This window comes from Acinetobacter sp. AOR41_HL, from assembly GCF_027854645.1.
Taxonomy (GTDB): domain Bacteria; phylum Pseudomonadota; class Gammaproteobacteria; order Pseudomonadales; family Moraxellaceae; genus Acinetobacter; species Acinetobacter nosocomialis.
The window spans coordinates 1-24,476 of sequence record NZ_JAKTHZ010000037.1 but is presented as its reverse complement, the minus strand read 5'-3'; the positions used below and the strand labels follow the sequence as shown (position 1 = coordinate 24,476).

Below are 24,476 nucleotides of genomic sequence, written 5' to 3'. Positions count from 1 at the left end.
TATATATTCAGTCCTCTAAAGTTCAAAATAAAAATGAACAGGATTTACCGTCGACCTAAACCAACTTTCAAGACTCAATGTGAACGCTGCTTTAGATTTTATTTAAGCACATGATTATGTTCTTCTTTTCTATTTCCATTGTTGTTTTGCGTAGGGTCCGGTTGCTGCGTGTTTCTTAAAGACCTAAGTGTAAGTGTAGCGCTTCTAAAATAGCTTGGATGTTAAAAAATGTTTATCACGTCTCAACTGAATATCATTCATAAAATTATTAAAAATCAGTCTATTTCCACTTCGGTAGTAGATCAGTTGGAACAGTCTTATGTGAATCTTGAAGCAACCCTACTTAGAGCGAAAGTACTCAGGGATTTTTCTAAAACTCAAATCGTGTATTTAATTCAGTCGCATATTGAGCCACAGCAAAGTAGTCTGGCTTATCTATTCTCGCCATTTATTTTTGCGAACTTAAACAAGGCTGCTATTTATACAACACCTGCAACACCACCTGTGCTTACTATTCTGAATAAATACTATCAAGCAGACAAGAAGGTCGTATTTAAGATAGATGAAGTTTTAGAAAGCCTAAAAATATATCTTGATTTAGAATTAATAGAGATGGGAGAAGCTGACTTTATTTATTTAAAATTAATCAAAGCATTGTGTCGAAGTGATATCTCTACAGTTTTTTTAATCACCCATTTAGAGCTTGATTTAGAGGCTCTAAAGCAACTTGAACAGTTCTTAAAAATAAAAATTCATTGGGTAAAAGTCGTAAAAGATGAGGGTCTAAAAGGTTTAGATCAGTTGGATATGCGAAAATTATTATTTAAAAATAAAGATGAAGCATATGTACAGTTATGTGCTCATTTTGCGCAAATGAATGCAGCACTGGTCGGGTTATGCGATACCTTTACTACTAGTCAAATGACGCACTTAATTGATGACATGTTTTATTCAGAACATATTTTTGAAAAGTTATCTGTCTATTCAGAATATATGCAAACCTTATTGCAAAGTCAGCATAGTCTTACCAAGAAAGAGATCGCTTAGGGCTGTCATGCATTTGATTGGTGTTATATCAAGATTGAATACTGTTATAAAAAAATAATCGTTTTCATGTGAAATAAATATTTTATGGTAAAAGCAAAGCAATATTGGTTTTACTTACATGACAAATTTAAATTTTGAGCATCATCTCGGTTCATTAACTCACGCTGCACTGAGCCAGGCTTCTATCATTTCGCGGGTATGGGGTGAAGGACCGTCACCACGGTATGATGAATTGGCAAGTAACTTCAGACCGACGTTTGCCCGTATTAAAGAAGGGGCTTTAATCCGTGAGCAGCAGCATATTTTGCCATATGAACAACTCCAGTGGCTCAAAGATATTGGTTTTACACGGTTACGACTTCCAAAAGCTCATGGTGGTTTTGATGCAACTATTCCTGAACTATTTGCATTGCTCATTGAACTTGCAGAGGCCGACTCAAACTTACCGCAAGCTTTGCGTGTGCATTTTGGTTTTACTGAGGATGTCTTGGTAAGTAAAGATAAAGCGTTTCAGCAGCGTTGGCTGAGCCGAATTGCCAATGGGGAAACTGTCGGTAGTGCATGGTCTGAAGGCGGCAAAGAGTCAATCGATCAGTTTGAAACGCACTTATATCGAGATAGTGACGGAAAAATTCGCGTTAAAGGCAAAAAATACTACACCACAGGGAGCCTATATGCAGATTGGGTGGATGTTGGGGTAACAGATTTAAAAGGAGAGTCTGGCTCGGTCGTTGTTCACCGTGAAGATGAAGGTGTTGAAATTGTCGATGACTGGAATGGCTTTGGACAGCAGCTTACTGCAAGTGGTACGGCATATTTCCATGATGTATTGGTCGATGAAGCTGAAATTTTACCTGATGATGACCGTTTTAAATATTCAGCGGCTTATTATCAACTGGTCCAACTGGCAATCATTACAGGTCTAGGGCGTGCTGCAACCTATGAGGTTTCTCAAGCTGTAGCAAAACGTACCCGAAACTACACGCATGCAAATGCCCAATTTGTAAAACAAGATCCGCAAATTTTACAAGTAGTAGGACAAATTCGTGGCGCAGCTTACAGTGCAGGAGCGATTGTTGAAAAAGTTGCACAAAGCTTACAGCGTGCTTACTTGGCAGCATTTCAAAATAATGAGCAGCTTGAAGAAGAACAAAATGCACTTGCCGAGCTTGAAAGTGCGCAGTCTCAAACGGTCATTACCGATCTAATTTTAAATGCTTCTACAATTTTATTTGACGCTTTGGGTGCTTCTGCAACAGATAAAGATTTAAGTTTAGATCGGTACTGGCGTAATGTGCGGACTTTAGCTTCACATAACCCGAGAGTATTTAAAAATCGAATTGTCGGTGATTTTAGTGTGAACGGTACATTACCACCGTATCAATGGCGAATTGGTGAAGTTTCTAAATAATAATTGATAATATAGATATTAAGCTGCTATTTTTAGTGGCTTAATATTATTTTTATTTCTTAAAATAAATTATAAAAATCTATTAGAATAAAATCATATTTTGTTTGGGGTATATATTATAAAGAAAATGTAAAAATTGCTTTAGTATAAGAATTAAATAAAATGCTGGCTGATATTTTATGACTAAGAGAATTAGTTTTAACGCTTTTGAAATGAATTGTATTTCCCACCAATCTCCTGGACTATGGCGGCATCCTCAAGACCGATCTGTTGAATATAAAGATTTAGAATATTGGACGGATTTAGCACAAATTCTTGAGCGTGGTTTTTTTGATGGTATTTTTATTGCAGATGTACTTGGCATTTACGACGTTTATCATCAAAGTGCTGAACATGCCTTAACAGGTGCAGTTCAAGTTCCGGTTAATGATCCACTACAGATTGTGCCAGCGATGGCGGCAGTCACAAAGCACTTGGGTTTTGGTGTCACAACTTCGATTTCCTTTGAGCATCCTTATCCTTTTGCTAGACGTATTAGCACGCTAGACCATTTAACCAAAGGGCGAGTTGGTTGGAATATCGTGACTTCTTATTTGGAAAGTGGTTCAAAAAACTTGGGTCTAAAAACTCAGGTTAATCATGACAATCGTTATGATATTGCTGATGAATATTTAGAAGTCCTTTATAAACTTTGGGAAGGCTCTTGGGAAGAAGGTTCAGTACTTCGTGACCGTGAAAGCGGTATCTTTGCTGACCATAAAAAAGTGCATCCAATTCAGCACGAGGGTAAATACTTTACGGTACCGGGCATCCATATTTGTGAGCCATCACCGCAGCGAACACCAGTACTTTATCAAGCAGGTGCATCTTCACGTGGGCAGAAGTTTGCGAGTCAAAATGCCGAGTGTGTATTCATAGCAGCGCCGTCTAAAATTGCCACTAAAAAAGTGGTACAGGGCATTCGCCAAAAATTGGCTCAAGAAGGCCGCGACCCGTACTCAGTTAAAATTTATGCACTTTTGTCAATTGTCACTGATGAAACCGATGCAAAAGCACAGGCTAAGTTTAAAGAATATCAAAGTTATGGAAGCTACGATGGCGCTTTAACATTGCTGTCTGGCTGGTCGGGTGTAGACTTTTCACAATACCAGCCAACTGACAAAGTTGAATATATTCAAACTAACGCCATTCAATCTTTATTAGATTCTTATGTAAATGCAGACCCAGAACGTGTCTGGACTATTGAAGAAATTGCAAACTGGAACAGCTTAGGTGGTAATGGACCTGTACTTGTAGGCTCGGCAGAAACCGTTTCGGATGCTCTACAACAATGGGTTGATGATACCGATGTTGATGGCTTTAACCTTGCCTATATTTTGGCTCATCAAACCTTTGCCGATGTGGTTGAGTTTGTTGTTCCGGAGTTGCAAAAACGAGGGGTATATCAAACTTCGTATACACAAGGAACATTAAGAGAAAAATTATTTGGTGCTGGGCCATATTTGCCTGAAAATCATCGCGGTGCAAAATATCGTAATCTAAAAGAGTTAAAACTTGCTGAGGCGAGTTAATGTTTTGAAAAGCCTTTAAATAAATAGCTGGTTAAATACCGGCTTTTATTTTGTCTTTTTATATCGGATTTACTGCTGAGTTAATAATGAAAAGATAATTCTATAATTTAGATTAAAACATCAGATTAATTTGTTTTTGTATGGTGCGAATAATCATTATGTTGTTTCTGTGATTAAAATACAGGAATTATTAAGTGAACACACAAGAACTCGATCATAACCACCGTTATGAAATTAAATCTCCCGATGATGTTTCACAATTAATTTCCAAATTTGCAGGGAAGGGTAAGTCGAATAAAGTGATTTGGTTGGCACTGATTGGTGTGTTTATTGATGCCTATGATTTAACAACGCTGTCCTTTGGTATTGAGCAAGTCATCTCAGAGTTTTCTTTAAGCCCTGTTATGACTGGTGTGGTGGCTTCAGCAATTGTCTGTGGAACCATTGTGGGTAACCTGATTGGTGGTTGGCTGACAGATAAAATTGGCCGTTATCGAGTCTTTATGGCAGACATGGTGCTCTTTGTTATTGCGGCAATTGTCGCAGGTTTTGCACCGAATGTATGGGTTTTGATTTTAGCCAGATTTATTATGGGCATTAGTGTTGGTATTGATCTGCCTGTGGCAATGTCATACTTATCTGAGTTTTCTAAATTTAACGGGAGTAGCAACAAGGCAGCGCGTTTAGCCGCATGGTGCCCAATGTGGTATGCCGCTTCTTCCGTATGTTTTGGTCTAGTTCTGGCGCTTTACTTTCTTTTGCCACCTGAGCATAGCAACTGGTTATGGCGAGCATCTTTAATTTTTGGAGCGGTGCCAGCGTTACTCATTATTTTTATTCGCGGTAAATATTTAACTGAATCACCAATCTGGCTTGCAAATCAAGGTGATTTAAAAGGAGCAGCTCAAGTTCTACAAGAGTCTTATGCAATTCATGCAGTCGCTACAGTTGAAAAAGTAGAAAGAACTGCTGAAAAGAAAAAGCGTGAGGGTTTTGCTGTTTTATTTAATAAAACCTATTTGCCAAGAACGATTGTAGCAATTGTGATTCATATTTCGGTGGCATTTCAGTACACGACCATTGCCTTCTTTTTACCTTCTATTTTAACGCGTTTCTTTCATACCGATGTCTTGACGACCATTACCACCACACTCGGACTCAATTTGCTGTTTGCATTTACGGGCGGGCTGTTAGGTGTATTTGTTGCTAGCAGATTTAAATCTCGTCATGTGTTGCTTGCAGGCTTTTTACTCCAGTTTATAGCCCTCATTGCCTTGGCATTAATTGGTGAACCCGGTAATAGCTTTTTACTCTACACCGCAATTGGCATGCTCGGTTTGTGGCTTTTTGCTGAAGGTTTTGGGCCAGGTGCACAAATGATGGTGTATCCGACTATGGCTTATCCAGCTTCGATTCGTGGCGTAGGTGTTGGCTTTAACCGTGCAGTAACGGGCGTTGCTCAAGCAATTGCTTTGTTTGTTTTACCAATTTGGATGGCGGGTTATAAAACCGATGTTTACCTGATTATTTCTATCTTTGCGTTTATTCCTTTAATTGTGATTGGACTGCTAATTAAGTTTGAGCCTACCGCTCAAGATGTCGATGTTATTGATGAATCTTCTCCAGAACTTTCTCTCAGTAATTCACCAGTAATCGACTAGAGTGAAAATAGATATCTAAAGAAAATAAAGGCCAACATCTGTTGACCTTTATTTTAAGCGTTAGAAGTAGTAAGCAAAAATCACAAATGCTTTTTTGTTCCATTTATTATTGGTTCCGCCAGCCGCAAGACCTTCACTGTCTCCTAGATATGGATCATGTTTACCCATCAGCAACTCGGCTTGTACAGTCAATTTTTGATAGTTAAATGCAAGGCCGGGAATAAAACGGGTAGAGTCTTTAAAGCCATCTTGCTCTTTTCGATAAGAGCTGTAGTTTAAATACGGGCGAACAGAGGTAATGGGGCCAAATTGCTGAGGGAACAAATAGCTCAGTTCGGCTGAATAAATCTGACCTTTGGTTGCCGAGTTAAATGAATAATCGAAACCGCCCAAAGTCAGATGATCTTTATATTGGGTGTCGGCATTATCAATGTCTTGATAACCAGCCAAAAGCTGTAAATTCCATTGGTTGTAATTGGTATTGCTAAAAACCGAATAAACTTGGCGATCACCATCTTTCCCTGAACGCTTATTTTCAATGGTGGAATACCATGCGGAGGCGCCAAGTTGAGTAGAGAAATTTTCTTGGCCTAAGATATTCTTAAAGGTATGAGCACCGCGAACAATAATGGAGTTCTTTTCTTTGGTATTGGTGCCTTCTGGTACAGAGTCATCTGCATTGACAGGGTTAATACTAAATCGACTTGAGTCTTTGCTTTTACCTCTATAAGTTCCACCATCAGTAGGATAAAAGGCAAATTGTGCTTCATTGATTCCATCATTGAAATCATATTTTACACCCAGGTTGTGTACATCTTCCCAGCCAGCACTATTGGCAATACCTAAATAATAAGTATTTCCCCAAAAGCGACCCAAGCCAAAAGGAACGGGGTTTAAGCCAGCAATAATTTTACTGTTGTCATTAATTTTATAACCTAACCATGCATCGGTAAGCCAATTTGCATCACCTAAACGCCCGTAATATTCATAAACCCGATAATCTAAACGGCCAATCCATTTCGGGGAGTTGTAGTCTAGCCATAAGACCGCGTCATTAAAGGAAAATTTACTGGTAGAAGGTTCTGAGTCAAAATCATAAACATATTTAGCCCGAACAGTACCACTCACTTTAAGTTGGCCTTCTTCAGCATTACCAAAGGTAAGCGCTGCATGACTTGAGAGGCTGAGTGTAATTAAAGACGTTGTAATTAATGTTTTTTTCAAAATTTGAGAATGTTTAAACAAAAGAATTTTTCTCCTCTTAAAAATAAAAATTAAATTTGCGTCATGTATAAACCAGAAAAAGATTTGTCCAAATCTCAATATTTGCAGAAGTTTTAAGATAAAAAGATAATAAAATCTGATCTTTATAAAAAATGGCGAAAATTGATTAGGCGCAAAACGTCTAATGCGATAGGCCAAAAGAAAAAATAATTAAAGGCGAGTAGGATAAAATACTAGAGGGTATATGTCAGGCTTTTCCAATCATATGATTTGGGAATATCGTTTTTACTTATTGATATATAAGTATTTTAATTTTGTATCTATTCTATAAGATTACTTAAAATTTGCTTTTTACCAAAAGATAAAAACTTATGAAGAAAAGTTATTTATAAAAACCAGATAAGCAACTCATATTTTTTTATTTTTCATTATAAAGCCAGCTGCATACCATAGGCTTATATTATTGAAAGATCATGAAATTATGAGCACGAAGACCAAACCGCTGATTGTCACGGCAATTGTTATCGTCGCAATTGTTGCATTTATCGTATGGCAAAATAAGAAAGACAATAATACAAGTGCTTCAGTTCGTGATAACAAACCTGTTGTGATTGCTTATCAAACTGGGGTTGACCCAAGCAAAGTTGCACAGGCTAACGGAGACTATGAAAAAAATAGTCAACGTAATATTAAATGGAAAAAATTTGATGCAGGCTCAGACGTTGTTAACGCTCTGGCATCAGGTGATGTCGTACTTGGTAATATTGGTTCAAGCCCACTTGCTGCTGCGGCAAGCCGCAATTTACCGATTGAGGTATTCTTAATTACTTCAAAACTTGGTGCGTCTGAAGCACTCGTGGTAAGTAATAAATCAGGCATTAAAACTCCTCAAGATTTAATTGGCAAAACCATTGCTGTACCTTTTGTTTCAACAACCCATTACAGCCTTTTGTCTGCACTTAAACATTGGAATATTCCAGAAGACAAAGTAAAAATTATTAACTTGCGTCCACCTGAAATTTCAGCTGCATGGGAACGTGGAGATATTGATGCTGCGTATGTGTGGGAACCTGCTTTAAGTAAAGCCAAAGCATCTGGCACGGTTTTAACCGACTCAAAACAAGTGGGTGAATGGGGTGCTCCAACTTATGACTTATGGGTGGTACGTAAAGATTTTGCAGAGAAAAATCCTGATTTCTTAAAAGCTTTTGTTAAAACCACACTTGAGCAACTCGAAAAATATAACCAAGACCCAGCCGCTTACGTTAAAGATGCCGATAACGTGCAAAAAATTGCGCAGCTCACAGGTTCAGATGCAAAAGATATCCCGCTTTTATTAAGTGGAAATATTTACCTTGACCATGCTCAGCAAAAACAAACGTTAGATGGTGAATTCGCACAAAATATTTTTGATACAGCGAAATTCTTAAAAGGTCAGGGCAAAGTCGATCAACTGAAAGCCGATTATAAAGGCAATGTGAATTCTTCATTTTTGCAGCCTTAAGGAGTTGTCATGAGTGTATTAGAAGCCAAACATATTCATCTGACTTTTCCTAAACAGCAAAAGCCAGTTTTACAAGACATTAACCTAACCATTGAAGAAGGCTCTTTAACCGTAATTTTAGGTGAGTCAGGTTGTGGCAAAACAACTTTGCTTAATATCTTGGCAGGATTTCAAAAGCCAAGTTCTGGTGATGTGCTTGTAAATCATGAAGTCGTAACTGGACCAGATGTAACTCGTGCTGTTGTATTTCAAGATCACGCCTTACTTCCTTGGTTGAATGTTGCAGATAATGTTGGCTTCGCTTTGCAGTTAAAAGGTTTAAAGCGTGCAGAGATTGAAGCGCAAGTGAGTGCAATTTTAAAAATTGTGGGTTTAAGTCACGTTGAAAAAGCCAATATCTGGGAACTTTCTGGTGGTATGAAACAACGTGTTGGTATTGCCCGAGCTTTGATTAGTCACGCGCCGTTTATTTTATTAGATGAACCTTTTGCGGCATTAGATGCTTTTACGCGTGAAAACATGCAGCAGTTAGTGCTCGATTTATGGATTCAACAAAATAAAAGCTTCTTTTTGATTACTCATGACATTGAAGAAGCATTATTACTCAGCAATCAGCTGGTACTAATGACAGCGCATCCAGGCAAAATTGTAGAAACTCTACATCTCGATTTTGCTAATCGATATCGTCAGGGTGAGTCTATTCGCTCAATTAAATCGGATTCTCAATTTATTCAGCTCAGAGAACAGCTGTTTGAAAGTTTAAGGGCACAAAAACAAAGCGGTAAGGAGGCGTTACCTACATGAACACTAAAGATAACGTCTATGAGTATGACAAAGCAGAGCTAAAAATTAAGCCAGATGTGCAAACAGAAAAAGCTTCATTTTTATCGTCATTTTTTGAAAAGCACCACACTTTGGCAGTTAGCATAATCAGTGTAGGAAGTGTGGTTGCACTCTGGTTCCTCATTACTGCTTTGCATGTTGTACCTGAACTATTTTTACCGAGTCCACAGGCAGTATGGCAAAAATTTATATCGGTTAGCCAAGAAGGCTTTATGAAGGCAACTTTGTGGCAACACTTGGCAGCCAGTATCTCACGTGTATTTTTGGCTTTGATTGCAGCCGTAGTGATTGGTGTACCACTAGGTCTATGGATGGGGCTGAACAAATGGGTTCGCGCTGTTCTAGATCCTTTGGTTGAATTATTACGTCCAATTCCACCGTTAGCTTATTTGCCGTTACTCGTGATTTGGTTCGGTATTGGCGAAACCACAAAAGTACTTTTGATTTTCTTCTCGATTTTGGCGCCTGTGATTATTAGTAGTGCGCACGGTGTATTAAGCCATCAGTTGAATCGTGAACGTGCGGCATTGTCGTTAGGGGCAAGTCAGTCACAAGTCTTTTGGCATGTCATTTTACCAACGGCTTTACCTCATATTATTACCGGTATTCGTATTGGTCTTGGGGTGGGCTGGTCAACATTAGTTGCAGCAGAATTGGTTGCAGCGGACCGCGGTATTGGTTTTATGGTGCAATCGGCAGCGCAGTTCTTAATTACCGATACGGTGATTCTGGGCATTATTGTGATTGCGATTGTCGCAGTTAGTTTTGAGCTGTTTTTACGTTGGTTACAAAAACAGTTTTCTCCTTGGTATGGTCAGCAGTTGTAGTAAAGAAGATGAATACAGTAGTGGCAAACTTAAATATAGAAGTGATCAAGCCTACCATTGGCGCAATTATTCACGATATTGATTTGAATGCGTTAAATGAACAGACAACGCAACAAATCCAGCAGGCTTTGCTTGATCATCAGGTCATTTTTTTTCGAAAGCAACAATTAGCACCACAAGCACAAGCAGACTTGGCACGTAGTTTTGGCACCTTACATGTGCACCCGATTTATCCTTCAATTGAAGATGTACCTGAGGTGATGGTGCTCGACAGTTGGAAACAAGATTTGCGTGATAATGAACTTTGGCACACAGATGTGACTTTTAGTAAAACTCCACCTTTAGGTTGTGTGTTGCAAGCCATTAAAATTCCACCTGTAGGCGGCGATACATTATGGTCGAGCAACACAGCAGCTTTTAAAGGACTCCCGCTTGAGTTACAGCAAAAATTGCGTGGCTTAACTGCAACACACGATATTCGTAAGTCTTTTCCACTTGAGCGTTTTGCCCATAACGAAGAAGAACGTGAAAAGCTTTTACAAACCTTTAAGCGTAACCCGCCAGTGGTTCACCCAGTGGTGCGTACTCATCCAGTTACTGGTGAGCCTTTGTTGTTCGTAAGTGAAGGCTTTACCACTCGCATTAATGAGTTACCTGAACAAGAAAGCGAGCAATTACTTGATTTCTTGTTTGAACATGCGACCCAAGAGCAATTTCATTTACGCTGGAAATGGCAAGACGGTGACGTCGCGATTTGGGATAACCGTTGTACGCAACATAAAGCATTATTTGATTATGGCGATGCCCATCGCATCATGCACCGTGCAACTATTAACGGTGATGTGCCATTTTATAAAAATGAACAACAGCCAGTGTTAGCCGAAGTTTAATTCTTTGATTTTGAGCCGTTTCAATTCCAACGCAGCGTTTTGAGTTGGAGTTGAAACAATAGCTCTTTAGTGCATTCCAAATTCTGACAATATGCCTGTGTAACTCTTTACGGGAGGTGAAGCCCAATCACCAACTTTGCTGGTTTTTAAATTTAACTGAACTAGCATTTCAGCTTGTTTAACGGCTGCTGTAACGCCGTCAATAACAATCACTCCCAACTCGTTTTGTAGTTTTAGGCACAAATCACTCATACCTGCACAGCCCAAAACAATCGCATCGCTTTTATCTTCTACTAGTGCTTTTTTGCACTCATCTCGTATGGTCCGATAAGCGTCTGAGTTAGGAAGCTCCAACTCTTCAACTGCGATATCACATGCCCGAGCATTTTTGCAAAAGGGGTGAGCACCATAGCGATGAGCCAGATGCCAGCTCATATTCACTGTACGTTGTAAGGTGGTGATCACACTAAAACCAGTACTTACATAACTTGCAGTTCGCATAGCTGCTTCGGCAATCCCAATCACCGGTGCTGACGTCATTTCACGGGCAGCGTAAAGCGCGGGATCACCAAAACAGGCAATGATATAGGCATCTACATTTAGCTGTTCACCTTGGCGGATTTCCTCTAACACACCTACGGCACTTAGTGCTTCATCATAATAACTTTCAATCGTTGCAGGGCCCATTTGAGGACTCACAGCAATAATTTGAGTACCAGAACCTGCAACTATATTTGCTGATGCTGCAATTTTGTCTGTCATGCTTTGAGTAGTATTGGGATTAATAATTTTAATTTTCATTGTACTTTTACCTTAGTCATTGCCGCTTTAGCATGAGCAAGCGGTTGGTTAAGAAATCGGTAAATGAGAAAACCAAATCCCATACCAATAAACCATGTGAAATTAGCTAGCCCAGACAGTTGTGGTAAAAGTACGCAGAGAATAGGAATTAATGAAGCTGGAATTAAGGCATAAAAAGCAGAGTGGTTATAACCATTTTTGTACCAATACGAGCCTTGAGTATCTAAGGTATATAAATCATCTACCACGATTTTCTGCTTTTTAACGAGGTAAAAATCGGCGAGCAATACACCAAAAAGTGGACCGATAAATGCACCTAAAATATCAATGGTGTAATGGATCACTTGAGGGTTATTAAATAAATTCCATGGGGTAATGAAAATTGAACCTACTGCTGCAATCATTCCACCCATACGCCAGCTAATTTTGCTTGGTGAAACATTAGAAAAATCAAAGGCAGGTGAAACAAAGTTAGCAACAATATTAATCCCAATGGTGGCAATCATTAAGGTCAAACTACCTAAAATGACTACAAATGTATTATCAAGTTTTCCAACCATCTCGACAGGGTCGGTAATGAGCCTGCCGTAGACTGGAAGCGTTGCCGCAATACACACCACAGTAAGTAAAGAAAAGCCTAAGAAATTAATCGGTAGCCCAAGAAAGTTCCCCATTTTAATCGCGTTAAAGCTTTTGCCATAACGAGAGAAGTCGCCAAAGTTCAGCATAGGCCCTGAAAAATATGAAACAACAAGCGCAATAGCACCAATCATGACCGGTACAACCGCAAAACCGTCGTATTGAACACCACTTAAATTTAAATCAATATTTTGCCAGCCAGCTTTCCAAATGAGCCATACTGCCATCGCAAACATTACAACGTAGACAGCCGGACCCGCCCAGTCAATGAACTTACGAATACTGTCCATGCCAGACCAGAAAACAATCGCTTGCAGTAACCAAAGCAGCATGAAGCCAACCCATCCTAAATAGGAAAGCCCAAGAAAGCCGTAAGTTGAAACATCGGCATAGGCTGACCATTCTGGAAAGAATTTTAAAATGACCAATAAAAATGCACTTGAGGCCAAATAGGTTTGAATGCCATACCAAGCCACAGCAATAAGACCGCGGATAACAGCAGGAATATTTGCACCAAGCACACCGAAAGTGGCACGACAAATCACAGGATAGGGCGTACCAGTTTGTTGGCTAGACTTGGCAATCAGATTGGTAAAAAACTGAACAATGGCAATGCCGATCAGTAAAGATAGAAGTACCTGCCAGCTATTTAGCCCTAGTGCAAAAAGGCTTCCAGCCATGACATAACCGCCGACACTATGAACATCAGACATCCAGAAGGCAAAAATATTATAAGCACCCCAAGTTTGCTTTTTTAAAGGAGCTAAGTCTTGATTTGTTAGCTTTGCATCATAAGAAGGTTTAATTATTGCTTCGGTATTATTCATCTTGAACACTCACTTCCCTATGTTGGGCGGGCACGTTCTTCAGCAGCTTGAAATACTGACTAAAAGAATGAAATTAAAATTGTGCACAATGTGTTATTTGGATTGTGCACAATTCATTGAGCAAAAGTTATGCCAAACTAGAGATGTAGTATTGATGAGTGATTTCGCTTGATACGATTTTGGAATATGAAGAGAGAGATTTATAAACTGAGACGGGCTTAATTTTTTATAAAAAGTAAGTAAATTTAGTTATATAAATATGAACTAGATAGCCGGATATTGAATTGTTTAGCTCAGCATAGATGGTGTGAAAATAAGAGCAATATTCCCAAATGCTTAAGTTAAACTTACACTACTGTTATTAGATAAAATTTTAAAAAGAGGAGGCGTTAATAAAAATGGAGAAATCAATGCCATCGAATGCACCAAAAAAAGCCGTAGAAATGAGCAATGATGAAATTGATGACCATATATATAACGCTATTGTAGATGCTATTTTAAATCGACAACTTGCCCCTGGTGCACGTTTAGTTGAAGCACCCTTATGTGAAGCATTTGGTGTAACACGAGGCATGTTAAGACGTGTTTTTGTCAAACTTGCCCATGATAAGGTTATTGAAATTCAGCCCAATCGTGGGGCACTCATCGCAAAACATAGTGCTCATGAAACAAAAGAGGTCTTTGAAGCGCGCAGCATGCTTGAAATTGCCACTGTAAAAAAGCTGGCTCAAAAGTCACATAGCTTAGATTTTGGTGAGCTTCGAGGGTTGGTCGATCAAGAGTCTAAAGAGCGTTTAGCTGGAAATTGGGCTGAGTGGATTAAGCTATCAGGTCAATTTCATTTAAAGCTAATTGAAGCTAATCAAAATTCGATCATGTCTAGTTATTTGCAGACGCTTATTGCGAGAACTTCGTTATTAATTGGATTGTATGAGATTCCAAAACATAATAATTGTTCGGCAGATGAACACCGTGCAATTTTAGATGCCATTGAACAAGGCGATGAAAAGCGCGCAACTCAATTGATGGAAGAGCATTTAGAACACTACGCAACCACATTTATTGAAGAAAACAGTACAGTGTCTGCAGAGCAAAATTTATTAAATTTATTTAAAAATAAGAAGATAGAAACGCCGCAAACTAACTAAAAATTATGGGCCAATTCCTATGGAAAAGGCCCAGATTGGTTATTTTATGGGAACGATTTGACGCGTTAAAAAATCAATAAATAGTTTTACTTTCTTCGATAAAATCTTACGGTTTGGCCATGTCACATATAAGTGAAGCGGCTGACTAGTGTAATCCTCCAAACACTTCTGTAATTTGCCTTCTTTGTAGTAAGGCTCTGCAATAAACTCTGGAAGAAAAACAATACCGTGATTTTTTAGACACATATCTAATAATAATTCACCATTATTACAGGTCATCACAGGGAAGCAATTAAAAGACACTTCTTTGTGATCTTTTTGAAAAATCAATTTTTTATGTCGGCTATCTTGATAGTAAATCAGAAACTTATGTTCTTTAAGTTCTTCTAAAGAGGTTGGTAGTCCATACTGATTAAAATACTCAGGCGCTGCATATAAATATCGTTGATAGGTATTCAAAATTTTACTATTTGCCAAATTTGGAGGAGAACCATCAACGCGGATTGTTAAATCAAATTTATTATTATTCGTGTCTAATAGCTGATCAGTCATGAATAAATCAATTTTAATGCTGGGATATTTCTCTATAAAGTCTGAAATAATATGTTGAAGAAAAATATTGCTAAAAGACATGGGTGTATTAAGCTTGAGTTCGCCTTCAGGGTACTGCTGATTGTAGCTAATTTCATAAGTAGCCCATTCAAACTCACTTAAAATGACTTTGCTATGTTGATAAAATTTTTCCCCACAAGAGGTCAGGTTCATCTGTCTTGTTGTTCTGGTTAATAGTGTAGTTCTAAGGTCATTTTCAAGGTAGCAAACACGTTTGGCCACTAAGTCACGAGAGATATCGAGTGCTCTGGCTGCGCTACTAAAATTCCCATGTTCTACGACACTTACAAAAGTGGAAATACAGTCTAATCGATCCATGGATAAGCGAAAGTTAAAAAATATATATCTATGATTAAACTATAAAAATTAAAAAGCAATCATTGTTTTGATTGTATTCGTACAGCATACAGATTCGAGCTGATTTGCTGTCTATATTTTTACATTTTTATCTGTTTTGATAATAAGCAGAAGGCAGTTTTAAAAGCCTCAATTAAGGAATAATGGAGTTTACCAATGAATAAATCACTTTTAGAACAACTATCACCAACGAATTGTCAGGTTATTTTTATTGATCATCAGCCACAAATGGCTTTTGGGGTACAGTCAATAGATCGCCAAGTATTAAAAAATAATACGGTCGGGTTAGCAAAAGCAGCTAAAACATTCAATATTCCTGTCACCATTACCACAGTTGAAACTGAAAGCTTTTCTGGTCATACCTATCCAGAACTTTTAGACGTATTTCCAGATGCTCCATTACTAGAACGTACTTCAATGAATTCATGGGATGACCAAAAAGTACGTGATTCACTTGCAAAAAATAATCGTAAAAAAGTAATCGTTTCAGGTTTGTGGACTGAAGTGTGCAATAACACCTTTGCTTTCGGTGCCATGCTTGAAGGTGATTATGAAATTTATATGGTCGCAGATGCCTCTGGTGGTACATCGAAAGAAGCACATGACTATGCCATGCAACGCATGATTCAAGCGGGTGTTGTTCCGGTAACTTGGCAACAAGTATTACTTGAGTGGCAACGTGATTGGGCAAATCGCGATACTTATGATGCAGTCATGGCAATTGTACGCGAACATTCAGGTGCTTACGGTATGGGTGTGGACTATGCTTATACCATGGTACATAAGGCACCTGAACGTACAACTTCAAAACACGAAGTACTTGCACCAGTTCCTGCAAAATAAGAAATAGTTGAGTTAAGGGTATTTCGATATTTAAGTTGATTTATTCGATTTTTGACTATATTGGATAAGCGGAAAAGCCATCTGCAACTGTTCGAGGCAGGACAAAATCTGAAAAGATTGTAATTGAACGAGTTTTGCAGATCTTGCGCTGCCTTAATGGCAGCTCAGGTTTTGGTTACTTTTCCCGAAAGAAAAGTAACAGAATTAACTCCTCTTATTGGATGTAAAACGGTCAGACTCCGTCGTGTAAAATCAAAAAAGAATAATGAAATATATTTGTTGCTATACCTTTATTTTTTAAAACAATAATTCACAAGAATGGAGTTCAGAATGACCGAAATAAACCTCATACTCAAAAACGGTAAAATCACAACACTAGATCCTCACAATCCAGAAGTACAAGCAATTGCGATTGCAGATGGTAAAGTTCTCCGCACGGGTACAAATGATGAGATCATGAAGCTCGTAACACCAACAAGTAAAGTTGTAGACCTAAATAGTCGTCGTGTTATACCGGGGCTAAATGACAGTCATTTGCATATTATTCGCGGTGGTCTCAATTACAATATGGAGCTGCGCTGGGAAGGTGTGCCATCCGTTGCAGATGCATTACGCTTACTCAAAGAACAAGCAGACAATACTCCAGCTCCCCAATGGGTTCGTGTAGTAGGTGGTTGGACTGAGTTCCAGTTTGCCGAAAAGCGTTTACCGACTTTAGAAGAAATTAATAAAGCTGCGCCAGATACTCCTGTATTCGTTTTACATCTATATGCCAGTGCAATGCTCAACCGAGCTGCGCTTGATGTATTAGGCTTTAACAAAGACACGCCAGACCCGCCGGGTGGCAAGATTGTAAGAAATGAAAAAGGTGAGCCAACAGGACTGTTGCTCGCAACGCCATCCGCTATGATTTTATATTCGACCTTAGGGAAAGCACCGAAATTGCCAGTTGAAGATCAAGTCAATTCAACTCGTCATTTCATGCGTGAGCTGAACCGATTAGGTATTACTTCTGCAATTGATGCAGGTGGTGGTGGTCAAAACTACCCTGAAGATTATGATGTGATTAAGCAATTACACGATCAAAATCAAATGACCGTGCGAATTGCTTATAACCTATTTGCTCAGAAGGCAGGCCAAGAGCTTGATGATTATCGCCGCTGGACAGAAATGACATTTCCGGGCGATGGTGATGAACTATTTAGAATGAATGGAGCCGGTGAAAACCTGACGTGGTCTGCGGGTGACTTTGAAGATTTCTATGAGCCACGTCCAGATTTACCAGAAAAAATGGAAGGCGAACTCGAAGCCATTGTAGAGCACTTGGCTGAAAAGAAATGGCCATTCCGTATTCATGCAACTTATGATGAAAGTATTAGTCGGTTACTCAATGTATTTGAGCGAGTAAATGCTAAACAGCCATTTGCGACCCGATTTATTATTGATCATGCCGAAACTGTATCTGAGCGTAATATCGAACGTATTGGTGCGTTGGGTGGCGGTATTGCCATTCAACACCGTATGGCATATCAAGGTGAGATTTTTGTAAAACGTTATGGCGCCGAAGCCGCTCAGGCAACGCCACCAGTTAAAAAAATGTTAGAACTCGGTGTTCCTGTCGGTGCGGGGACAGATGCGACCCGTGTGGCCTCTTATAATCCTTGGGTGTGTTTGTATTGGCTGACTACAGGTAAAACAGTAGGTGGGTTACCTTTGTATGATGAAAAAAATCTATTAGATCGTCAAACCGCCCTCAAACTCTGGACGAAAGGTTCGGCTTGGTTCTCAGGTGAAAAAGATATTAAGGGTTCACTCACAGCAGGTGAACTTGCTGACTTGGTTGTGCTGTCAGATGACTACTTTAAAGTTGAAGCAGAAGATATCCAGTGGATTGAGTCTGTACTCACTGTTTTAGGTGGAAAAGTGGTGTACGCAGGGGCAGAGTTTAAGCAAGACGATCCGCCGTTACCACCAGCTTCACCAACATGGTCACCAGTAAAGCGCTTCGGTGGTCAGTGGCGGTTATCTGAAAATCGTAATGCACCTTCTAATCAATCATTACAGTCACAAAGTGCTTTGTGTGCATGTGCTAGCAGCTGTGGCATGCATGGACACAGCCACGCTTGGATGCTTGATGTTCCTGTAAACGATAAAGACAAAAAATCTTTCTGGGGCGCACTTGGGTGCTCGTGTTTTGCATTTTAAATAAAACAGTATGGGAACCTGCTTCATTAAATGGCTTAATTCTCTAAGGTATGTACGATGAAAATGTACTTGTTATCTTTGGCTGTAGGGTTGCTTGTTGGTGTCTTATATTATGTTTTAAATGTTAAGTCACCAGCTCCACCTCTTGTTGCATTAGTTGGTTTATTAGGCATGGTAATAGGAGAGCAACTGCTTCCTTTTATCAAATCCTATTTTTAATCCGTTTTATTCAAAAAAGCTAAATAGTGTCACGCCATTTAGCTTTTTATAGTAATAAATATCTTCAATTACTTTATACGGTGGCCTTGTTCATCAATGATTACTTCGCCATCTTCTTTTGCAAAATAGCCTAAGTTTTGTGAATCTAATATGTCCAGTACAATCTCAGAAGGGCGGCAAAGTCGTGTGCCTTTTGGTGTAACAACGAATGGGCGATTAATTAAAATTGGATATTGCACCATAAAATCAATTAACTGTTCATCGGTCCAATGGTCTTGTTCTAACTCTAAATCTTTATAGGGTTCAACATTTTTACGAATTGCTTCACGTACACTTAGGTTCGAATCCTTAATGAGTTGAATCAATTCATCTTTACTTGGCGGTGTTTGCAAATATTCAATAACGATAGGTTCAATTCCTGCATGACGAATAAGCGCCAATGTATTGCGCGAGGTCCCGCAAGCAGGGTTATGGTAAATCTTTACTGGCTCAGTCATGACAAATTTATCGATGAATTAAGATATTGCATTTATATATGGATATCCGTATATTTGCAATAACGAATATATTTTGTTGAAGATATGATCAACCAAGTCGATTTCTTTAAATGTCTATCTGACCAAACTCGGTTAAATATTCTTAAATTAGTTCTAAATAAACAAAATATTTGTGTCTGTGAGCTAACCGAACAGCTTGAGTTGAGCCAACCCAAAATTTCTAGACACTTAGCTTTGTTACGAACTCATGGCGTATTACTGGATGAAAGAAAAGGACAGTGGGTTTATTACAGCTTAAATCCTGATTTACCTATTTGGGCTTTAGATATTTTAAAGGTGATAGAAAATGACGAGAGTGGGACAAAAGTAAAACAACAAGATCAGTCTTTCATCACGACAACGTGTTGTGATTAATCTTCCTAGATTTCCGTCTTTAAAATTTAGATTTTCTTAGCATAAGTGCATAAGTCATTTGTGTGTATTGAGCAAAATTAATCAATTCTTTCTTCGAGTAGAACATGACTAAACAAGGGCTTTCCTTTTTAGATCGAAACCTAACGCTATGGATTTTTATAGCAATGGCTTTAGGTTTAGCGATTGGAGTTTTCTTTCCTCAGGCATCTGTATCTTTAAATGAATTAAGTGTAGATAACGTTAATATTCCAATCGCAATCGGTTTGGTTTTAATGATGTATCCGCCATTGGCAAAAGTGGACTATGCGGCTTTACCAGAAGTATTTAAGGATAAGAAAACCTTAACTTTATCGCTGGTACAAAACTGGATTATTGCTCCAGTTTTAATGTTTATCCTTGCGATTGTTTTTTTGCATAACTATCCGGAGTATATGACTGGCCTTATTTTGATAGGCTTGGCACGTTGTATTGCAATGGTATTAGTCTGGAATGGCTTAGCTTGTGGTGATAATCAATATGTTGCAGCTTTGGTCGCCTTTAACAGTATTTTTCAGATTTTATTTTTTAGTACCTATGCATGGTTGTTCTTAACTTTCTTGCCGCCATATTTTGGTGTGGCAGGGCAAGTGATTGATGTCAATTTCTGGACCATTACCCATGCTGTTTTAGTGTATTTGGGTATTCCATTTTTAATGGGATTCTTAACTCGTTTGCTTTTAGTTAAATTAAAAGGGTTAGATTGGTATCAAACCAAGTTTTTGCCAAAGATCAGTCCATTAAGTTTAATCGCATTACTTTTTACCATTGTTGCTATGTTTAGCCTAAAAGGTGGTGATGTGGTGAACTTACCTTTAGATGTATTACGTATTGCGATTCCACTGACGATTTACTTTGTGGTGATGTTCTTTATCAGCTTCTTTATGAGTAAACGGATGGGGAATAACTACCCACGTACCACTGCTATTTCATTTACCGCAGCGGGAAACAACTTTGAGTTGGCTTTAGCCGTAGCCATTGCAACTTTTGGTTTGGCATCACCAGTTGCTTTTACTACAGTGATCGGGCCATTGGTTGAAGTACCAGTGCTGATCTCACTGGTTTCGGTTTCGCTTTGGTTAAAGAAAAAGTATTACTCTTAAAAAATCACAAAATTTATTTGAACTATTTTCTAAAGATCACTAAAAAAGTGCCTTTATATAGGCACTTTTTATTGTCTGGTTTTTACACTTAGGTCATTGTCGGTAAAAGTTTTTGCATGAGTTCAATGAAGTTTGAAACTTTAGCTGAGTTTTCATTTTCTCGTGTAATCAAATAAATAGGTGCATTTAGTTTTATCGAATCATCAAACTCGCGATAGACGATTTCATGGTCCCAAAAGTTATGCATTGAAGCGGGCACAATACTAATTCCAATACCGGCAGCCACTAAATTGAGGGTCGCAGTAGGGCGCGGCGCTTCTTGAATAATACGCGGACTAAAACCTGCCCGATAGCAGCTATATAAAATATTGTCATATAAGCCTTGCCCTGAAGAGCGACGGTATAAAACAAAATTTTCCTCTGACAAGTTACTTAAACTAATTTTTTTCTTCTGTGTAAGCGGATGACCGATAGGTAAGGCCACCACCATGGGTTCATCTAATATATGAAGATGCTTCAAACCAATATCTCGGCTAATCGGCGCTCTTAAAAAAGCAATATCAAGTTTTTCTGAAATTAACCAGTCCAGTTGCTTTTGACTACCTGCTTCTTCAAGTTTAGTTTGTACAGCAGGGTACATTTCCCGATACGAACGTAATACAAGTGAAATGAGCGGATGTAAACCTGCGGAACTTGTAAAACCAATATTAAGCTGTCCAGTTTTACCTTGGCTAACGTCTTGGACCAATTTGGTAATATGACGAGCATGCTCTAATAAAAGTTGTGCTTCTTTAAATAGTGCTAAACCTGCTTCTGTCGGTTCAATCCCGCGCGGTTGACGAATAAGTAACTGTGTACCGAGTTCTTCTTCAAGTTTTTTGAGTAAACGCGTTAGAGGCGGCTGTTGGATAAACAATCGGTTTGCTGCATGCGTAATGTTTCTTTCTTCAACCACTACAACAAAGGCATGAAGCTTATGTAAATCGAGCATAGAAATACCTTTAGGGTATGGTTAACGAAAATAAAAGCATTTGTAGATATACCACAAAAGTATCATTCTATCTTGGTCAGATAAAGTGAAAAGTAACGAAAATGAACCATGTTGAGATTGCCGTGCAGAAGGAGAGTGTACCTACCTGCACAGAGTTATTTTTAGGTTTTTTAACATTAGGTTTAATGGGATTTGGTGGTGTTTTGCCTTTAGCCCGCAAAGTTATTGTAGAGCAAAGGCAATGGCTAAGTCCTGAAAAGTTCACCGAGTTACTTGGTTTGTGTCAATTTTTACCGGGCGGCAATATTATTAATTTATCTGTTGCGATTGGTATGGAGTTTCGCGGTGTCCGTGGAGCAGTGAGCTCACTTATTGGTTTGATTCTTGCACCTACCGTAATTGTTGTACTTTTACATTATGTTTATGAACAGTTCCAAGATAACTTGATGGTTAAGCATCTTTTCGAAGGTTTAGGGGCAGCAGCAGCTGGGCTTTTGGTTGCAACTGGATTGAAAATGATTAAGCCTTTATTACGTAATCCAATAGCGATGTGTGTTGTCGTAGCTGCAATTGTCTGTATTGCTTTTCTAAAAGTTCCCTTACTTTTGACTATGTTGATTTTATTGGCACTTTATTCATCTATTATTTGGAGACGTGTGTAATGGGCGCAGTTCTACTTGCTTTAGCGATCATTTTTACTCAGTTGTCTCTCATTGCATTTGGTGGCGGGAATACAATTTTACCTGAAATGCAGCGCCAAGTAGTCGACATTCATCATTGGATGACGGCACAAGAATTTAGTGCTTTGTTTGCCATGGCGCAAGCAGCTCCTGGTCCAAACATGATGATTGTACCGTTGGTGGGATGGCATGTAGCAGGGTTGTCAGGTTTACTTGTGGCTTCCACTGCTAAATTTTTACCGTCATCTCTTATTACTGTATTTGTAATGAGAGGCTGGTCTAAGTTTAAAGACAAAAAATGGCGCCGTGTTTTACAGCTTGCTTTACAGCCTGTGACAGTTGGAACAGTGCTTGCCAGTGCTTGGATTATTTCTGAGGCGGCAGCAATAAATACTTTACTTATCATTATGGTAGTCATTGCGACTTTATTATCTTTAATTAAAAGAGTTCATCCCTTGCATGTTTTGATTGCTGGGGCTGTATTTGGTGTGATGTTGCTCTAGTTGAACCAGTTTGCTGACCTGCGCTGGGATAAGTTCAGGTTGGCTTTTTTTGATTTGAAGTAAGTAATAATAAAATCTAAAAAACCGATCAAATATATAAAAACATACTGTTTTACCTATTCATTGTTTTCACGTACTATGCATCTATTGAAAGAATTTGGATGCATTGGAGTAAAAACAGATGTTAGATCAAAACATTAAAACTCAATTAAAAGCTTACTTAGAACGTTTAGAAAGTCCAATCGAATTAGTTGCTGCTTTGGATGAATCAGATAAAGCTGCCCAAATTAAAGAATTAGTAACTGAAATCGCTGAGCTTTCTGACAAGGTAACAGCCCGTTTTGACGGTAACAATACACGTCGTCCAAGCTTTGGTGTGGCTAAAGCAGGTGAACAGCCTCGTGTGTTCTTTGCAGGCTTACCAATGGGCCATGAGTTTACATCTTTGATCTTGGCACTGTTACAAGTGTCTGGCTATGCACCTAAAGTGTCGGATGAGGTTTTAAATCAAATTAAAGGTTTAAACCTCAAAGCCAACTTTGATGTATTCGTATCACTTAGCTGTCATAACTGTCCGGACGTGGTACAGGCGCTTAACCTGATTGCCATTTATAACCCGAACACTACGGCAACCATGATTGATGGTGCTTTCTTCCAAGATGAAGTGGAACAACGCAAAATCATGGCTGTACCAATGGTGTTCCAAGACAATGAACATATTGGTCAAGGTCGTATGACGCTTGAAGAAATTGTGGCAAAACTTGATACCAACTCTGCTGAAAAAGATGCAGCAGCACTCAATGCCAAAGATGCGTTTGATGTATTGGTGATTGGTGGTGGACCTGCAGGCGCAACAGCAGCAATCTATGCAGCACGTAAAGGTATTAACACTGGTATCGTGGCTGAACGCTTCGGTGGTCAGGTCATGGATACCATGGACATTGAAAACTTCACTTCTGTGCAAAAGACTCAAGGTCCTAAGTTTGCTGCCGAGATGGAAGCACACGTTCGTGAATATGATGTTGATATCATGAACCTACAACGTGTTAGCAAAATCACAGGTGCCAACCAAACAGCAAATGGCTTGGTTGAAGTTGAACTTGAAAACGGTGCAAAACTTGAATCGAAAACTGTGATCCTTTCAACAGGAGCACGTTGGAGAGAAATGAATGTACCGGGTGAAGCTGAATACCGTACCCGTGGTGTAGCGTACTGTCCGCACTGTGATGGTCCACTGTTCAAAGGTAAACGTGTTGCCGTGATTGGTGGTGGTAACTCAGGTGTTGAAGCGGCGATTGACCTTGCAGGTATTGTTGAGCATGTAACTTTGGTTGAGTTTGACACTAAACTTCGTGCAGACCAAGTGTTGCAAAACAAATTGCATAGCTTGCCAAACACCACAGTAATTATGAATGCCTTAAGCACAGAAGTATTGGGTGATGGTTCACAAGTAACAGGTCTTAAATATAAAGACCGTGCAACTGATGAAGAGCATGTGGTCGAGCTTGCAGGAATCTTTGTACAGATTGGTTTATTACCAAACACTGACTTCTTGAAAGAAAGTGAAGTTGAGTTAACTAATCGTGGCGAGATTATTGTCAATGACCGCAATGAAACCAATGT

The 24,476-nt window shown here is 38.9% G+C and carries 23 protein-coding genes; 17 read left to right on the top strand and 6 right to left on the bottom strand.

From position 1 onward, the window contains the following. Nucleotides 1–228: 228 nt before the first annotated feature. The 4 genes from MKL35_RS14180 (at nucleotide 229) to MKL35_RS14165 (ending at nucleotide 5,690) form a co-directional block, all read left to right on the top strand. Nucleotides 229–1,047, top strand: coding sequence for a hypothetical protein (locus MKL35_RS14180; protein ID WP_032012214.1), 819 nt, complete (start codon nucleotides 229–231; stop codon nucleotides 1,045–1,047). A gap of 118 nt (nucleotides 1,048–1,165) precedes the next feature. Then, the gene (locus MKL35_RS14175; protein ID WP_032012215.1) at nucleotides 1,166–2,458 is read left to right on the top strand and encodes an acyl-CoA dehydrogenase family protein; all 1,293 of its coding nucleotides are present in this window, start codon (nucleotides 1,166–1,168) and stop codon (nucleotides 2,456–2,458) included. A 179-nt stretch (nucleotides 2,459–2,637) separates the two neighbouring features. Then, the gene (locus MKL35_RS14170) at nucleotides 2,638–4,029 is read left to right on the top strand and encodes an LLM class flavin-dependent oxidoreductase (protein ID WP_032012216.1); all 1,392 of its coding nucleotides are present in this window, start codon (nucleotides 2,638–2,640) and stop codon (nucleotides 4,027–4,029) included. Nucleotides 4,030–4,223: 194 nt separating this feature from the next. Next, the gene (locus MKL35_RS14165) at nucleotides 4,224–5,690 is read left to right on the top strand and encodes an MFS transporter (RefSeq protein ID WP_032012217.1); all 1,467 of its coding nucleotides are present in this window, start codon (nucleotides 4,224–4,226) and stop codon (nucleotides 5,688–5,690) included. Between the two features lie 60 nt (nucleotides 5,691–5,750). Here MKL35_RS14165 and MKL35_RS14160 read toward each other — a convergent pair whose 3' ends face one another. After that, nucleotides 5,751–6,935 carry a hypothetical protein gene (locus tag MKL35_RS14160; protein WP_032012219.1) on the bottom strand — a complete coding sequence of 395 codons (1,185 nt, stop codon included), beginning with the start codon at nucleotides 6,933–6,935 and terminating at the stop codon, nucleotides 5,751–5,753. Nucleotides 6,936–7,377: 442 nt separating this feature from the next. Here MKL35_RS14160 and tauA point away from each other — a divergent pair, with 442 nt between their 5' ends. The 4 genes from tauA to tauD are packed head-to-tail and all read left to right on the top strand — an operon-like array spanning nucleotide 7,378 to nucleotide 10,978. Next, nucleotides 7,378–8,418: a taurine ABC transporter substrate-binding protein gene (gene tauA / locus MKL35_RS14155; RefSeq protein ID WP_079377379.1), complete on the top strand. Its 1,041-nt coding sequence runs from the start codon at nucleotides 7,378–7,380 to the stop codon at nucleotides 8,416–8,418. Between the two features lie 9 nt (nucleotides 8,419–8,427). After that, on the top strand, nucleotides 8,428–9,222 hold the full coding sequence (locus MKL35_RS14150; RefSeq protein WP_032012221.1) for a taurine ABC transporter ATP-binding protein: 795 nt from the start codon (nucleotides 8,428–8,430) through the stop codon (nucleotides 9,220–9,222). Next, the gene (gene tauC, locus MKL35_RS14145) at nucleotides 9,219–10,088 is read left to right on the top strand and encodes a taurine ABC transporter permease TauC (RefSeq protein WP_004887608.1); all 870 of its coding nucleotides are present in this window, start codon (nucleotides 9,219–9,221) and stop codon (nucleotides 10,086–10,088) included. Before MKL35_RS14150 ends, tauC begins: the two co-directional genes overlap by 4 nt. A gap of 8 nt (nucleotides 10,089–10,096) precedes the next feature. Next, the gene (gene tauD, locus MKL35_RS14140) at nucleotides 10,097–10,978 is read left to right on the top strand and encodes a taurine dioxygenase (RefSeq protein WP_032012223.1); all 882 of its coding nucleotides are present in this window, start codon (nucleotides 10,097–10,099) and stop codon (nucleotides 10,976–10,978) included. A 66-nt stretch (nucleotides 10,979–11,044) separates the two neighbouring features. On the opposite strand, the gene MKL35_RS14135 is transcribed toward tauD, so the two are convergent. Further along, nucleotides 11,045–11,779: an aspartate/glutamate racemase family protein gene (locus tag MKL35_RS14135; protein ID WP_032012224.1), complete on the bottom strand. Its 735-nt coding sequence runs from the start codon at nucleotides 11,777–11,779 to the stop codon at nucleotides 11,045–11,047. Next, nucleotides 11,776–13,245, bottom strand: a complete 1,470-nt coding sequence (locus MKL35_RS14130) for an NCS1 family nucleobase:cation symporter-1 (protein ID WP_032012225.1) — start codon at nucleotides 13,243–13,245, stop codon at nucleotides 11,776–11,778. The genes MKL35_RS14135 and MKL35_RS14130 overlap by 4 nt, the downstream gene beginning before the upstream one ends. Before the next feature lie 398 nt (nucleotides 13,246–13,643). Between MKL35_RS14130 and MKL35_RS14125 the strand changes: the two genes are divergently transcribed. Continuing rightward, nucleotides 13,644–14,393: a GntR family transcriptional regulator gene (locus MKL35_RS14125; RefSeq protein ID WP_081404513.1), complete on the top strand. Its 750-nt coding sequence runs from the start codon at nucleotides 13,644–13,646 to the stop codon at nucleotides 14,391–14,393. Between the two features lie 39 nt (nucleotides 14,394–14,432). Here MKL35_RS14125 and MKL35_RS14120 read toward each other — a convergent pair whose 3' ends face one another. Further along, on the bottom strand, nucleotides 14,433–15,323 hold the full coding sequence (locus MKL35_RS14120; protein WP_032012228.1) for a LysR family transcriptional regulator: 891 nt from the start codon (nucleotides 15,321–15,323) through the stop codon (nucleotides 14,433–14,435). Nucleotides 15,324–15,518: 195 nt separating this feature from the next. On the opposite strand from MKL35_RS14120, the gene MKL35_RS14115 reads away from it, so the two are divergent. The 3 genes from MKL35_RS14115 (at nucleotide 15,519) to MKL35_RS14105 (ending at nucleotide 18,629) form a co-directional block, all read left to right on the top strand. Beyond that, nucleotides 15,519–16,205 (top strand): hydrolase, encoded by a 687-nt coding sequence (locus MKL35_RS14115; protein WP_004709268.1) that lies wholly within the window; start codon nucleotides 15,519–15,521, stop codon nucleotides 16,203–16,205. A 330-nt stretch (nucleotides 16,206–16,535) separates the two neighbouring features. Beyond that, nucleotides 16,536–18,410, top strand: coding sequence for an amidohydrolase (locus MKL35_RS14110; protein ID WP_032012229.1), 1,875 nt, complete (start codon nucleotides 16,536–16,538; stop codon nucleotides 18,408–18,410). A 57-nt stretch (nucleotides 18,411–18,467) separates the two neighbouring features. Continuing rightward, nucleotides 18,468–18,629 (top strand): DUF1427 family protein, encoded by a 162-nt coding sequence (locus tag MKL35_RS14105; protein WP_000784879.1) that lies wholly within the window; start codon nucleotides 18,468–18,470, stop codon nucleotides 18,627–18,629. A 68-nt stretch (nucleotides 18,630–18,697) separates the two neighbouring features. On the opposite strand, the gene arsC is transcribed toward MKL35_RS14105, so the two are convergent. Further along, nucleotides 18,698–19,126, bottom strand: coding sequence for an arsenate reductase (glutaredoxin) (gene arsC, locus MKL35_RS14100; RefSeq protein WP_032012230.1), 429 nt, complete (start codon nucleotides 19,124–19,126; stop codon nucleotides 18,698–18,700). Nucleotides 19,127–19,210: 84 nt separating this feature from the next. Here arsC and MKL35_RS14095 point away from each other — a divergent pair, with 84 nt between their 5' ends. Then, on the top strand, nucleotides 19,211–19,540 hold the full coding sequence (locus MKL35_RS14095; protein WP_032012232.1) for an ArsR/SmtB family transcription factor: 330 nt from the start codon (nucleotides 19,211–19,213) through the stop codon (nucleotides 19,538–19,540). A 104-nt stretch (nucleotides 19,541–19,644) separates the two neighbouring features. After that, a complete protein-coding gene (arsB, locus tag MKL35_RS14090) occupies nucleotides 19,645–20,679 on the top strand; it encodes an ACR3 family arsenite efflux transporter (RefSeq protein WP_106479427.1) in 1,035 nt (344 codons plus the stop codon). A gap of 88 nt (nucleotides 20,680–20,767) precedes the next feature. Here the strand turns inward: arsB and MKL35_RS14085 are convergent, their stop codons facing one another. Continuing rightward, nucleotides 20,768–21,670: a LysR family transcriptional regulator gene (locus MKL35_RS14085; protein ID WP_032012234.1), complete on the bottom strand. Its 903-nt coding sequence runs from the start codon at nucleotides 21,668–21,670 to the stop codon at nucleotides 20,768–20,770. A 101-nt stretch (nucleotides 21,671–21,771) separates the two neighbouring features. On the opposite strand from MKL35_RS14085, the gene MKL35_RS14080 reads away from it, so the two are divergent. The 3 genes from MKL35_RS14080 to ahpF all read left to right on the top strand — a co-directional run. Continuing rightward, the gene (locus MKL35_RS14080) at nucleotides 21,772–22,332 is read left to right on the top strand and encodes a chromate transporter (RefSeq protein ID WP_032012235.1); all 561 of its coding nucleotides are present in this window, start codon (nucleotides 21,772–21,774) and stop codon (nucleotides 22,330–22,332) included. Beyond that, complete coding sequence (locus tag MKL35_RS14075) at nucleotides 22,332–22,853, top strand: chromate transporter (protein ID WP_032012236.1); 522 nt, start codon at nucleotides 22,332–22,334, stop codon at nucleotides 22,851–22,853. Before MKL35_RS14080 ends, MKL35_RS14075 begins: the two co-directional genes overlap by 1 nt. A gap of 181 nt (nucleotides 22,854–23,034) precedes the next feature. Further along, on the top strand, nucleotides 23,035–24,476 hold a 1,442-nt coding region (gene ahpF / locus MKL35_RS14070), incomplete at its 3' end, for an alkyl hydroperoxide reductase subunit F (protein ID WP_270913922.1).